This window comes from Vogesella margarita (assembly GCF_028548475.1).
Lineage (GTDB): Bacteria > Pseudomonadota > Gammaproteobacteria > Burkholderiales > Chromobacteriaceae > Vogesella > Vogesella margarita.
Genome location: NZ_JAQQLE010000006.1, coordinates 77,970 through 91,655 on the forward strand (window position 1 = coordinate 77,970; position 13,686 = coordinate 91,655).

9 protein-coding genes and 2 pseudogenes are annotated in these 13,686 nt (G+C 65.1%); 3 read left to right on the forward strand and 8 right to left on the reverse strand.

Annotated features, from left to right (window positions below; all coding sequences use genetic code 11):
* Window positions 1-3: 3 nt before the first annotated feature.
* Together PQU96_RS15950 and PQU96_RS15955 are read right to left on the reverse strand one after the other, a co-directional pair.
* Window positions 4-381 (reverse strand): CZB domain-containing protein, encoded by a 378-nt coding sequence (locus PQU96_RS15950; protein WP_373316283.1) that lies wholly within the window; start codon window positions 379-381, stop codon window positions 4-6.
* A 42-nt stretch (window positions 382-423) separates the two neighbouring features.
* Window positions 424-681: pseudogene (locus PQU96_RS15955) on the reverse strand (methyl-accepting chemotaxis protein); the annotation flags it as partial.
* 825 nt (window positions 682-1,506) lie between these two features.
* Between PQU96_RS15955 and PQU96_RS08230 the strand changes: the two are divergent.
* The 3 genes from PQU96_RS08230 (at window position 1,507) to PQU96_RS08240 (ending at window position 6,582) form a co-directional block, all read left to right on the forward strand.
* Window positions 1,507-3,354, forward strand: coding sequence for a sensor histidine kinase (locus PQU96_RS08230; RefSeq protein WP_272771823.1), 1,848 nt, complete (start codon window positions 1,507-1,509; stop codon window positions 3,352-3,354).
* Complete coding sequence (aauR, locus tag PQU96_RS08235) at window positions 3,347-4,675, forward strand: two-component response regulator AauR (protein ID WP_272771824.1); 1,329 nt, start codon at window positions 3,347-3,349, stop codon at window positions 4,673-4,675. Before PQU96_RS08230 ends, aauR begins: the two co-directional genes overlap by 8 nt.
* A 317-nt stretch (window positions 4,676-4,992) precedes the next feature.
* Entirely contained in the window at window positions 4,993-6,582 is a 1,590-nt protein-coding gene (locus tag PQU96_RS08240; RefSeq protein ID WP_272771825.1) for a methyl-accepting chemotaxis protein, read from the forward strand.
* A gap of 207 nt (window positions 6,583-6,789) precedes the next feature.
* On the opposite strand, the pseudogene prmB reads toward PQU96_RS08240, so the two are convergent.
* The 6 genes and pseudogenes from prmB to PQU96_RS08270 form a co-directional block, all read right to left on the reverse strand.
* Window positions 6,790-7,677 (reverse strand): annotated as a pseudogene (prmB, locus tag PQU96_RS08245) (50S ribosomal protein L3 N(5)-glutamine methyltransferase); the annotation flags it as partial.
* A 281-nt stretch (window positions 7,678-7,958) separates the two neighbouring features.
* The gene (locus tag PQU96_RS08250) at window positions 7,959-9,332 is read right to left on the reverse strand and encodes a phosphomannomutase/phosphoglucomutase (protein WP_272771826.1); all 1,374 of its coding nucleotides are present in this window, start codon (window positions 9,330-9,332) and stop codon (window positions 7,959-7,961) included.
* Window positions 9,333-9,402: 70 nt separating this feature from the next.
* Window positions 9,403-10,425 carry an anthranilate phosphoribosyltransferase gene (trpD, locus tag PQU96_RS08255; protein WP_272771827.1) on the reverse strand — a complete coding sequence of 341 codons (1,023 nt, stop codon included), beginning with the start codon at window positions 10,423-10,425 and terminating at the stop codon, window positions 9,403-9,405.
* 34 nt (window positions 10,426-10,459) lie between these two features.
* Complete coding sequence (locus PQU96_RS08260) at window positions 10,460-11,029, reverse strand: aminodeoxychorismate/anthranilate synthase component II (RefSeq protein ID WP_272771828.1); 570 nt, start codon at window positions 11,027-11,029, stop codon at window positions 10,460-10,462.
* 307 nt (window positions 11,030-11,336) lie between these two features.
* Window positions 11,337-12,350, reverse strand: a complete 1,014-nt coding sequence (locus tag PQU96_RS08265; RefSeq protein ID WP_272771829.1) for a TRAP transporter substrate-binding protein — start codon at window positions 12,348-12,350, stop codon at window positions 11,337-11,339.
* A gap of 51 nt (window positions 12,351-12,401) precedes the next feature.
* Entirely contained in the window at window positions 12,402-13,679 is a 1,278-nt protein-coding gene (locus tag PQU96_RS08270) for a TRAP transporter large permease subunit (protein ID WP_272771830.1), read from the reverse strand.
* Window positions 13,680-13,686: the final 7 nt, after the last annotated feature.

Sequence of the window (13,686 nt, forward strand, 5' to 3'; positions counted from 1 at the left end):
CGCTTAGTGGCCGAGGTGCACCAGCCGGTCCAGCAGGCTCATCACCTCGTCGGATGACTGTTCCATGGTCGCCAGCGCCTGCGATGCCGCGCTGTAGTCGGCGGCGTAGAAAGCCTGCAGGGCCGCCTTGCCGCTCTCGTGCACGCGGGCGTGCGGTGCGTCCAGCTGGCCGTAGCTGGCCTGGTCGCGGCACTGCTGATGGCCGCGGCCCTCGTAGTACCACTTGCCGAGACGGCAGTGGGTGTGGCTGGACAGCTGGCCGGCGTCCAGGGTGTGGTAGCCGATGAAGGCCTTGTAGATCTCCATCTTGTAGACGATGTGATCCAGCTTCACCACTTCCATGAAGCTCGCGTTGGTACCGGCGGTGATCGCCTTCGCCATCTGCTCGCTGCTGTCGACCAGCTTCTTGATCGCCACCGCGATTTCCTCGCCGGTGTGGCGATACGTCTCCGCCTGCTCGGCCGCCTCGCTGACCTGCTGCTTGGTGTCGCTGGACGCCTTCTCCACGTCGCCCACCAGGCTGGCGATCTCGCTGGTCGCCTGCGAGGTGCGCTCCGCCAGCTTGCGCACTTCGTCGGCCACCACGGCAAAGCCGCGGCCCTGTTCGCCGGCGCGTGCCGCCTCGATGGCCGCGTTCAGCGCCAGCAGGTTGGTCTGGTCGGCCACGTCCTTGATCAGCTGCACAAACTGGCGGATTTCGCCGGTCTTGCTGTTGAGGGTGTCCATCTGCCGCGCGGTCAGCTGCTGCGCGTTGGCGATGTCGCTGAAGCTGTTGGCGAGGGTGTCGACCACGTTGCGGGTGTGGTCGAGGCCGGCCGCGGTGTCGGTGGCCAGGCTGTAGCAGCCTTCCATGTCCTCGGCCAGCTTGCTGAAGGTACCGCGCAGCTGCGCGACGCCGTCACAGAACTGCCCGAACGGCTGGCGGTAGCTGTGGCGCTTTTGCTGGGCGAGCTGGTTTTCGCGGCTCAGTTGTTCGCAGTTGCCCAGCGCCTGGCGCGCCTGATCCAGCTGCTGTTGCAGTGTCGCGCGCTCCTGGTCCAGGGTGGCGAGGCGTTCTTCCAGTGCGGCGATCTTTTTCTTGCTGTTGCCAAACATGTTATTGGTTTCTCCAAGTCCCGGTTGCGGCTCTCATGCACCGCGATTAGGTATGACGACAGGTCATCGGCCAGCCCGGCGGCGGCCAAGCCGTGAATATTAACGCCTGGCCGCCGGCTTGACGATGGCTTTCCCAGCGGCATGGCGTACGGATTTCCGGATGCCGCCACGGCAGCGGTTCGGTTTTGCGATGGCCGGTGGCGGCAAGTGCTTGTTATCGCTGCCGCTTGTCTCTGGCACGAATAGTGCAATACCAATGCACCGCAACGGTGCGCATGACGTACCCCGTTAAACGCGGGGTGCAACAAAAATGACACCCCGCCCTGCCGCAATTTTGCTGACGCCGGCCATGGCCTGTGTTAGAACCGGAATCCTGTCATCCCAATGTTGGCCGCAACGCTTTTTTCCGCCATGTCTGTCCGTATCCGCAAACCGCTGTTCCTGAGCTGCCTGCTGCTGGGGCTGGTGCTGCTATGCAGCACGCTGACCTACCAGTTCTCGGTGCAGCACGGCATCGACGCCCTGCGCGAACAGGGCAACCGCCAGCTGGAGCTGCACACCCGCGGCGTGGAAAGCGAGATCGAGCGCTTCGTGTGGCTGCCCGGCCTGCTGCAGCTCAACCCGGTGACGCTGCAGCTGCTGCAGTCGCCGGACGCCCGCCACCAGCTGGAAGTCAACCGCTACCTGGCGGCGATGAACGAGCGCAGCGGCACGCTGGCAAGCTATGTGCTGGACAGCAACGGCCGCGTGCTGGCCGCCAGCAACTGGCGCCGCAGCGACAGCTACGTCGGCGAAGACCTGTCGTTCCGCCCCTACTACACCGAGGCCATGGCCGGCCGCTCCGGCCGTTTCTACGGCATCGGCAGCACCATCGGCGAGGCAGGCTACTACCTGTCCAGCCCGCTGCGTGTGGGCGGCCGCATCGCCGGCGTGGCGGTGGTCAAGGTCCGCCTCGCCCAGCTGGAGGCCGGCTGGCGCAAGGCCGGCTCCGGCGTGTTCATCGCCGATGAAAACGGCGTCATCATCCTCGCCTCCAAGCCGCGCTGGCGACTGAACGTGATCCACCCGCTGTCGCAGGAAAGACGCAACCAGCTGGCGCAGAGCCTGCAATACCACTGGGCGTCGCTGCCGCTGCTGCAGCTGAAATCGCGGCGCACGCTGGCGCCGGGGCTGGAGCGCTGGGAGCTGTCCGATTCCGACGTCGCCGCGCCGGAAGGCCACCTGTTCCTGGCGCAGTCGCGCACCCTCAACGACACCCGCTGGCAGCTGACCCTGCTCAGCCCGCTGGCACCGGTGAAATCCGCGGCATGGACTCACGCGATGCTGGCCGCCACCATCGTCGCGGTACTGACGCTGCTGCTGATCGCGTGGAACGAGCGGCGCAAGGTGATCGCCACCCGCCTGTCGGCGCGCGAGGCGCTGCAGGCGGCCAACAGCGAGCTGGAACGCCGCATCGAGGAGCGCACCGCCGACCTGTCCGCCAGCAACGAACGCCTGCTGGCCGAAATCCGCGAGCGCGAGCTGGCCGAGCAGACGCTGCGCAAGGCGCAGAACGAGCTGATCCAGGCTGGCAAGCTGGCGGTGATCGGCCAGATGTCGACCAGCATCGCGCACGAGCTGAACCAGCCGCTGGCGGCGCTGCGCACCCTGTCCGGCAACACCGTCAAATTCCTCGCCCGCGGCGCCTACGACACCGCTGCGGCCAACCTCAAGACCATTGGCGAGCTGGTCGAGCGCATGGGCAAGATCACCGGTTCGCTGCGCTCCTTCGCGCGCCGCTCCGAGCACGCCGACGGCCAGGCGCGGCTGGAAACCGCGGTCGACGCCGCGCTGTTCCTGCTGCAGCCGCGGCTGTCGCGCTACCCGGTCACGGTGCAACGCGAGTTCGACGACGTGCTGCTGGCCATCGACCAGACGCGGCTGGAGCAGATCCTGGTCAACCTGATCGGCAACGCGCTGGACGCGCTGCAAGGCGTGCCCGCCGCCTGCGTGCGCCTGATCGGCCAGCGCGACGGCGGCCGCTACCAGCTGACCGTGGCCGACAACGGCGGCGGCCTGCCGGAGCAGGTGCGCCAGCATCTGTTCGAACCCTTTTTCACCACCAAGCCGCAGGGCAGCGGGCTGGGGCTGGGGCTGACCCTGTCCGCCAGCCTCGCCGCGGCGGCCAACGGCACACTGCAGGCACAGCCGCTGCCACAAGGCGCCGCCTTCGTGCTGCAATTGCCGCTGTGCCCGGAACAGGAACTCCATCATGTCTGAAGCTTTGCGCGTCCTGATCGTGGAAGACGATCCCCATGTCCTGCTCGGCTGCCAGCAGGCGCTGACGCTGGAAGACATCCCGGTCACCGGCGTCGCCAGCGCCGAAGCCGCGCTGCCGCTGATCGACGGCCAGTTCCCCGGCATCGTGATCAGCGACATCCGCCTGCCCGGCATCGACGGCCTGACCCTGATGCAGCAGCTGAAGGCGCAGGACCGCAGCCTGCCGGTGGTGCTGATCACCGGCCACGGCGACGTCAGCATGGCGGTGCAGGCGATGAAGGACGGCGCCTATGACTTCATGGAGAAACCGTTCTCGCCGGAGCGGCTGGTGGAGGTCGCCCGCCGCGCGCTGGAGCAGCGCCGGCTGAGCCTGGAGGTGGAAAGCCTGCGCCGCCAGCTGGACGGCAAGCAGACGCTGGAACAGCGCCTGATCGGCCGTTCCGCCGCCATGTGCCGGCTGCGCGAGCTGATCCTCAACGTCGCCGACACCGGCGCCAACGTGCTGATCAACGGCGAGACCGGCACCGGCAAGGAGCTGGTCGCCAGCTGCCTGCACGAATTCAGCCGCCGCCAGCAGCACAACTACGTGGCGATCAACTGCGGCGGCCTGCCGGAACACCTGTTCGAGAGCGAAATCTTCGGCCACGAGGCCAACGCCTTCACCGGTGCCGGCAAGCGCCGCATCGGCAAGATCGAACACGCGCACAAGGGCACGCTGTTCCTCGACGAAGTCGAGACCATGCCGATCAACCTGCAGATCAAGCTGCTGCGCGTGCTGCAGGAACACAAGCTGGAACGCCTCGGCAGCAACCAGATGGTCGATGTCGACTGCCGCCTGATCGCCGCCACCAAGGAAGACCTGGGCGAGCTGTCACAACAGGGCAAGTTCCGCGCCGACTTCTACTACCGCCTCAACGTGGTGACGCTGGAAATCCCGCCGCTGCGCGAACGGCGCGAGGACATCCCGCTGCTGTTCGAGTGCTTCTTGCAGCAGGCGGCGCTGCGCTTCGACCGCGAGCCGCTGGAAGTGGACCGCAAGACGCTGTCGCGACTGATGGCGCACGACTGGCCGGGCAACGTGCGCGAACTGCGCAACGTCGCCGAACGCTACGCGCTGGGGCTGCCGGCGTTCAAAGACAGCGGCGACGGCCACAACTCGCCCAGCCTCGCCGAGTGCGTGGAAGCCTATGAAAAGAGCCTGGTCGTGGAAGCGTTGCGCCGCCACGGCGGCAACCTGACCCAGGCCAGCGCCGCGCTGGGCACGCCCAAAACCACGCTGTTCGACAAGGTGAAGAAGTACGGGCTGCAGGGCAGCAACTAGCCCCCTGCCCCTACCCGCCGCCACGAAAAAGGCAGCCCGTTCGCGGGCTGCCTTTTTCGTGCGCTCGGTCTTGCGGCCAACGTTGGCCGCAGGCCGGCCTGATGGCCAGAACGGTGCCCCGGAGTCAGGAATAAGCACACGGCGTGAAAGCTTGCGTTACGCGCCCGTGACTAATAACACGCGTTAAAAATCACATTTTTAAGAAAAATTCATTCTGGCATAGTCGCCCGCCGTGTCGTACAAATCAAAAAGACGCCAAGTTCGACACGAGGCGCGATCCGTCCCGCAAGTAACGCCTGTAGATAGAAAGGGGCACCATGCGCCAGAACTTACCCGTCACCGAGCAAGAGCTGTTTCTCGACCCACGCAGTCCCATCGTCACCAAGACCGACCTCAAGGGCCGGATCACCTATGCCAACCCGGCCTTTGTCGCCATCAGCGGCTTCACCGAAGAAGAACTGATCGGTCAGCCGCACAATGTCGTACGCCACCCGGACATGCCGCCCGCCGCGTTTCAGGACCTCTGGGACACTCTCAAGCGCGGCCGGCCGTGGCAAGGGCTGGTGAAAAACCGGGCCAAGAATGGCGCGTATTACTGGGTGGAAGCCTACGCCACCCCGCTGAGCGAGAACGGCAAGCATATCGGCTACATGTCGGTGCGCGCCGCCCCCTCGCGTGAAAAAGTCCGCGAGGCCGAACAGCTGTACCGTGCCATCAATACCGGACAAGCCGCCTTTCCCTCGACCAAACACACCCAAACGCCGTCGTGGCTGAAGCTGCAACTGGTGGTCTTCGCGGCCACACTGCTGGCCGGCGTCATCTGCATGCTTTTGCTGCCAAATGGCTGGCAGCAAGGCGCCATGTTGCTGTCCTTCCTGCTCGGCTGCCTGGCCACGCTCCGGCTGCAGCAACGGGTACGCGCCACGCTGCTTGACGCCAACGCCGCGCTGCTGCGCTTTGGCGAGGGCAATTTCAAGGAAGCGGTGGCCGAACAGGGGCCACAGGAATGTGCCGAATTACGGCAGCGCCTGGAAACGACCCGCATCAACCTGCGCGCCATTCTTGCCGATGTGGTGTCCGCCAGCGCCAGCATCGGCCAGGGTGCCGACAACATCTGCCGTCAGGCAGCCACCTTGCAGGAGCGGGCCGCCGACGAAAGCAACGACATCGCCCACATCGCGGCCGCACTGGAGCAACTGACCGTTTCGGTCAGCGAGATTGCCGACACCACCCGCACCGGCTCGGACCACGCCAGCACCGCACGCCAGCTGGTGCAACAGGGCAGTGTCCACATGCAGCATACGCTGCAGAGCACCGAGAGCATGCTCGGCGCCATCGGCGCGGTCCGTGGCACTCTGGAGCAACTGAACGGCGCCGTGACACGCATCGGCTCCATCAGCCAGCTGATCGGTGATGTCGCGGAACAGACCAACCTGCTGGCGCTGAATGCGGCGATCGAGGCCGCCCGCGCCGGCGAGCATGGCCGCGGCTTCGCCGTGGTTGCCGACGAGGTACGCAAGCTGGCCGAACGTACCAGCCACAGCACCCGTGAAATCGGCGAATCGATCGGCCAGGTGCGACAGCACACCGATGCCGCGCTGAACTCGATCGACCATGCCGGTCAGGTGACCAGACAGGCGAGCGAGCTGATCGGTGCAACCTCCAGCAGCCTGACGCAGATCGATCAGGCGAGCCAGGGCGTGGCCAACAGCGCGCAGGATGTCGCCTCCATGCTGGCACAGCAGTCGCGCGCCTCGACCGAGGTCGCCCACAATATGGAAAAGGTCAGTGCCATTACCGAAAACAATGCTCACAACGTGGCGCAGGCCGCCCACGCTGCGACCGAGCTGATGGACACCACCAGGGCGCTGAAACAGCTGGTCGCCCACTTCGAAAAATCATTGTGAGCCGGGTGCAGCCACCCGAACTGCCCTCCCCGCGCCACTGCCAAAGCAGCGACACAGCAAAAAGGCAGCCCCTTCGCGGGCTGCCTTTTTGTGTGACCAGCCTTGCGGCCAACGTTGGCCGCAAGCCGCGAGCGCTCAGATGTCTTCGTCCTCGATCACCAGGTCGCCAAAGTCGGCGTCGTTCAGCGGATCGCCGAGGCCAGCGGCGACCAGGTCTTCGCGCGTCAGCAGGAACACGAAGCCGTCGCCGCTCTGCGTTTCCATCCACATGAACGGCAGGCTCGGGTAGGCCGCTTCCAGCACGTCGCGGTTGTGGCCGATCTCGACCAGCAGCACGCCCTGCGGGTTGAGCAGGCGCGCGGCGTTCTGCAGGATCACGTGGGTGGCGTCCAGGCCGTCCTCGCCGGAGCCCAGCGCCAGCTCCGGTTCGTGCAGGTATTCTTGCGGCAGCGCATCCACCGACTCGGCATCGACATACGGCGGGTTGGAGATGATCAGGTCGTACGGTTCTTCCAGCCCTTCCACCAGATCGCTGTGGATCAGCTGGATGCGGTCTTCCAGGCCGTAGTTCTGCACGTTGATGCTGGCCACTTCCAGCGCGTCCAGCGAGATGTCGACGGCGTCGATGTCGGCGTCCGGATAGTGGTGCGCCAGCTGGATCGCGAGGCAGCCGGAGCCGGTACACAGGTCCAGCGCGCGGTGGACCAGCTCAGGATGCTCGATCCACGGTTCCAGCTGCTCGCCCAGCAGCTCGAAGATGAAGGAGCGCGGCACGATTACGCGCTCGTCGACGTAGAAGTTGAAGTCACCCTGCCATGCCTCGTTGGTGAGGTAGGCCACCGGCACGCGCTCTTCGGCACGGCGCTCGATCAGCGACACCACCTGCTGCACCTCGTTCGGCAACAGCTGGGCGTCGAGAAAGGGCTCCAAGCGATCGATCGGCAGCTTCAGCGCCGACAGGATCAGGTAGGCGGCCTCGTCGTAGGCATTGCTGGTGCCGTGGCCGTAGGTCAGGCCGGCATCGCTAAAACGCGACACGGCAAAGCGCAGCAGGTCGCGGACGGTTTGAAAAGTGCTGGCGGCTTCGGCGTACATGGCATTCCCTTTAAAAAGCCGGCGGCACGAACGCGTCGTGCCGCCCTGATAATGCGAAAGGTTGGCCGCGGCCAACCTTGGTCTGATCAGACCGCCGGCGCGGCGGTCAACTGGCGGCGATTATCGCTCAGAGTGTACTCACGATCTAGCGAGCTAGAGCGAGACAAGGCGAAAACGGCTGAGGAAGCGGCATTGATCCAGATACAAACAAGCATTCCGAAGCCGTTTTCAACGCTGTACGCCCCATTGAGATCAAGCCGCAGCAGATCGTGAACATATTCTTAGAACGGCAGCGCTGCGCTGGTTTCCTTCGCCAGCACGCGGCGGAAGTCGTCCTGGATGCGCTGCAGCGCGGCGGCGTTGTCGGCCTCGAAGCGCAGCACGATCACCGGCGTGGTGTTGGAGGCGCGCATCAGGCCGAAGCCGTCGGCGTACTCCACGCGCAGGCCGTCGATGGTGATGATGTCCTCAGCGCCGTCGAACTGCGCCGACTGCTGCAGACGTTCGATCAGCGCGTGGTTCTCGCCCTCGGCGGTCTTCAGGTTCAATTCCGGCGTCGACAGCGCGTTGGGCAGCGCATTGAGCAGCGCCGACGGATCGGCCACCTTGGACAGGATTTCCAGCAGGCGCGCGCCGGCGTACAGGCCGTCGTCAAAGCCGTACCAGCGCTCCTTGAAGAACACGTGGCCGGACATCTCGCCGGCAAGGCCGGCATCCGGATTGGCTTTCAGCGCCGCCTTCATGAAGCTGTGGCCGGTACGGTTGATCATCGGCACGCCACCGGCGGCGGTGATCGCCGGCGCCAAGAGGCGGGTGCACTTCACGTCGTAGATGATCTTGCTGCCCGGCTGGCGGCTGAGCACGTCCTGCGCGAACAGGATCAGCTGGCGGTCCGGCCAGATGATGTTGCCGTCCTTGGTGACCACGCCCAGGCGGTCGCCGTCGCCGTCGAAGGCGAGGCCGATCTCGGCGTCGGTATCCTGCAGCGCGCGGATCACGTCCTGCAGGTTTTCCGGCTTGGCCGGGTCCGGATGATGGTTGGGGAAGGTGCCGTCGACCTCGCAGAACAGCTTGTGCACCTCGCAACCGAGGCCGCGGAACAGCTCCGGTGCGAAATCGCCGGGCACGCCGTTGCCGCAGTCGACCACCACCTTCATCGGCCGCGCCAGCTTGATGTCGCCGGTGATGCGATCGAGGTAGGCGTCGACGATGTCGTGGGTGCTGTAGCCGCCGTGGCCGTCGGCAAAGTCGTTGTCGACGATGCGCTGGTACAGCTTCTGGATCCAGTCGCCGGCCAGGGTGTCGCCGTCCAGCATCATCTTGAAACCGTTGTAGTCCGGCGGGTTGTGACTGCCGGTGACCATCACGCCGGAGTAGGTTTCCAACTGGTAGGCGGCGAAGTACAGCATCGGCGTGGCGACGCGGCCAACGTCGATCACGTCGACGCCGGCGGCACGGATGCCGTCGGACAGCGCGTGGCACAGCTCGGCGCCGGACAGGCGGCCGTCACGGCCGACGCAGATGGTGCCGACCTTGCGCTCGCGCGCTTCGCTGCCGATGGCGCGACCGATCAGGCGCGCAACGTCGGCGGTCAGGGTGTCGCCGACGATGCCACGGATGTCGTAGGCCTTGAAAATGGAGGGAGAGATGGTCATGGCTCAAACCCGGTAAGAAGGTAGAAGGTTGGCCGCAAGCGCCGGCACTCTGCCGGCGGCCGGGCATTTATTATAGTGACTGGCTCAGTTTTACCAGCGCGTCCAGCTTGGCGCGTGCCTCGCCGCTGTCGATCACGGAGCGGGCCAGCGCCACGCCGTCGGCCAGGCTGGCCGTGACGCCGGCGGTGTAGATCGCCGCCGCGGCATTGAGCAGCACGATGTCGCGCGTCGGGCCGCTTTGGCCTTCGAGCACCGCCAGCAGCATGGTTTTCGACTGCTCGGCGCTGTCGGCGCGCAGCGCGGCCAGCGGCGCGTGGGCGATGCCGAAGTCGGCCGGGTCGATACGGTATTCGCGGATGGTACCGTCCTTCAGCTCGGCGATGCTGGTATAGCCGGACAGGGTGATCTCGTCGAGGCCGTCCTCGCCGTGCACGATCATCACGTGCTGGCTGCCCAGCTCGCGCAACACACGCGCCTGGATGCCGACCAGGTCGGGGTGGAACACGCCCATCACCTGGTTGGGCGCGCCGGCCGGGTTGGTCAGCGGGCCGAGGATGTTGAAGATGGTGCGCACCGCCAGCTCGCGCCGCACCGGCGCCACGTACTTCATCGCGCTGTGGTAGTTGGGCGCGAACATGAAACCGACGCCGATGTCGTCGATGCAGCGGCCGACCTGCTCCGGGCTGAGGTTGAGGTTGACGCCGAGCGCCTCCAGCACGTCGGCGCTGCCGGAACTGGACGACACCGAACGGCCGCCGTGCTTGGCGACGCGGGCGCCGGCCGCCGCCGACACAAAGGCGGCGGTGGTGGAGATGTTGAAGGTATGACTCTTGTCACCGCCGGTGCCGCAGGTATCCACCAGCCGCGTGGTGTCATTCACCGGCACACGGGTGGCGAACTCGCGCATCACCTGCGCCGCGGCGGCGATTTCCGACACGCTTTCCGTTTTCACGCGCAGGCCGATCAGGATGGCGGCGATCAGCGTCGGCGGTACTTCGCCGCGCATGATCTGGCGCATCAGGTCCAGCATTTCATCGTGGAACAGCTCGTTCTGGTCGATCAGGCGATTGAGGGCGGCCTGCGGTGTGATCATCTTTTGTTCTCCGGCGTCTGCGACGCTGTGCGCTTCAGGCGAATTCTTTCAGGAAGTTGTCCAGCATCCGGTGGCCGTGCTGGGTCAGGATGGACTCGGGGTGGAACTGCACGCCCTCGATCGGCAGCGTCTTGTGGCGCACGCCCATGATCTCGCCGTCGTCGGTCCAGGCGGTGATTTCCAGGCACGCCGGCAGCGACGCGCGCTCGATCACCAGCGAGTGATAGCGGGTGCAGGTCACCGGGTTGGGGATATCACGGAACATGCCGACATCGTGATGGTGCACCGGCGACACCTTGCCGTGCATCAGCTGCTTGGCGTGGACGATCTTGCCGCCAAAGGCCTGGCCAATGCTCTGGTGGCCCAGGCACACGCCCATGATCGGCAGCTTGCCGGCGAAGTGGTGGATGGCCGGCACCGAGATGCCCGCCTCGTTCGGTGTGCACGGGCCGGGCGACAGCACCAGGTACTGCGGCGCCAGCGCCTCGATTTCTTCCAGCGTGATTTCGTCGTTGCGGAAGACCTTGACTTCCTGCCCCAGCTCGCCGAAGTACTGCACGAGGTTGTAGGTGAAGGAGTCGTAGTTGTCGATCATCAATAACATTTATGGATTAACCTCATGATTTGCAGGGGGCTTCCGCCACGCATCACCGATGCCGCACCCGCCTGGGCACCCTGCTTTTCTTGCGCCGTACCGTCACCGCGACCGCTGCCGCCATGCGAAGCCGGAAAAGGATACCCTACATAATACCCGATTCACCTGCAACGGCGGACATGGCTTGGCCGACAGCCGCGCCAGTGCTTGCGGCCAACCTTTGAGCGGGTATGGACAAAACAAAGCGCCGGCAGATGCCGGCGCGGAAACAAACAGCGGACGGCGCACGCTGGCGCCGCCATCTGGAAACGGGAACTTACTTGCGCACCTGGCCCAGCGCCCCCTGCAGTTCCTTCAGCACCACGGCGCCACCGTTGGCCGCAAACTTGTCGAAGGCCGGCTTGGCCTTCTCGCGCATGCGTGCCAGCTCGGCGTCGCTGACCATGTTGATCTTCATGCCCTGCTGGGTCAGGAATTTCACGCTGCGCATCGCCTCGGCGCGGGAATCCTTGCGCTCGAAGGTGCGCGACGCCAGTGCGGCGTCCTGCAGGATCTTCTGCTCGTCGCGCGACAGGCCGTCCCACCACTTCTTGCTGGCGGTCATCACCCACGGGCTGTACACGTGCTTGGTTACCGACAGGTACTTCTGCACTTCGTAGAACTTGCTGGACTGGATGGTGTTGACCGGGTTTTCCTGACCGTCCACGGCGCGGGTCTCCAGCGCGGTGAACAGCTCGGCGAAGGCCAGCGGCACCGCATTGGCGCCGAAGCTGTTGAACATGTCGATGTACACCGGGTTCTGCATCACGCGCAGCTTGATGCCCTGGAAGTCCTCGAAGCGGGTGATCGGACGCTTGGTGTTGGTTACGTTGCGAAAGCCGTTTTCCCAGTAGGTCAGGCCGACCAGGCCCCTGGCCGGCAGCCGGGCAATCAGCTTCTGCCCGAACGGGCCATCCAGCACGGTGTCGGCCTCTTTTTCATTCCCGAACAGGAACGGCAGGTCGTAGACGCCGAAATCCTTTTCCACCCCTACCAGCGTGGCAGTGGAGCCGACCATCATTTCCTGCGCACCGCCGATCAGCGCGTTCTGCATCTGCACGTCGTTGCCGAGGCTGGCGGAGCCGAAGCCCTTCACCTTCAGCTTGCCGCCGGAGCGCTTGGCCACTTCGTCGGCGAACAGCTTCACCGCACGGCCCTGGTTGCTGTCTTCCGCGAGGCCATAGCCAAAACGGATCAGACGCGGCTTGATGTCGGCGGCCAGCGCCTGCGGTGCGGCAAGGGCGCCGGCGGTAATAAGGCAGGCCAGCAGCGGCTTGAACAGTGTTTTCATGATTCTCTCCTTGGTTGTGTTGTTTACAGCTGTAATCAGGCTGGCTTGCGCTCAGCGGAAGAACTTGGCCGGCACGGTGACCAGCTCCGGCACTGCCACCAGCAGGGAAAGCAGCAGCAGGTAGGTCATCAGGAATGGCCATACACCGCGGGTGGCGCTTTCCAGCGAAATCTTGGCCACGCCGCACACCACGTTGAGCACGGTGCACACCGGTGGCGTGATCAGGCCGATGGAGCCGACCAGCACGAACATCACGCCAAAATAGGTGCTATCGATGCCGGCCTGCTGCACCAGCGGCATCATCACCGGCCCCAGCACCAGAATGGTCGGCGTCAGGTCCATCACGATGCCGACCACCAGCAGCAGCGCCATCATGGCGGCCATCAGCAGGCGCGGCTGCTCCATCAGCGGCCCCAGCATTTCGGCGATCTGTGCCGGCAGATCGGCCAGCGTGATCATGTACGACGACACCAGCGCGGCGGCACACAGGAACATCACCGTGGCAGTGGTGCGCGCGGCGTGCACGAATACCGGCTGCAAGGCCGGCAGCTTCAGCTCGCGATACACCAGCAGGCTGACCAGCAGCGAATACATCGCCGCCACCACCGCCGCCTCGGTCGGGGTAAAGATGCCGAACTTCAGGCCGCCGATGATGATCACCGGCAGCATCAGCGCCCAGATCCCATCACGCAGCACGTAGCGGCGCTGCGCCCAGCTCTGCTTCGGCTGTGGCGTGACATTCAAGCCACGCGACACCAGCAGCCAGGTCACCACCAGGCCGATACCCATCAAGAGCCCCGGAACGATACCGGCGAGGAACAGTGCGGTAATCGAGGTATTGGTGGTGACGCCGAAAATGATGAACGGCATGCTGGGCGGAATGATCGGCGCGATGATGCCGCCGGAGGCGATCAGGCCGGAGGCGCGGCCCACCGGGTAGCCGTGGTCGCGCATCATCGGGATCAGCAGCGTGGCCAGCGCCGCGGTATCGGCAATGGCGGAGCCGGACAGGCTGGCCAGCAATACCGAGGCGGCGATGGCGACAAAACCGAGGCCGCCGGGAATGTGACCGACAAAGGCCACCGCCAGGTTGATGATGCGCCGCGAAATGCCGCCGGCGTTCATCAGTTCACCGGCGAGGATGAAGAATGGCACCGCCATCAGCGGAAAGTTGTCGGCGCCGGACAGCAGGTTCTGCGCGACCAGTTGCGCGTCGAAGAAATCGAGGTGGAACATCAGCGCGATGCCGGTCAGCATCAGGGCAAAAGCTACCGGCATGCCCAGCGCCATGCAGGCAAACAGCACGGCCAGAAAAATCACGATTGTCATGGTGTAT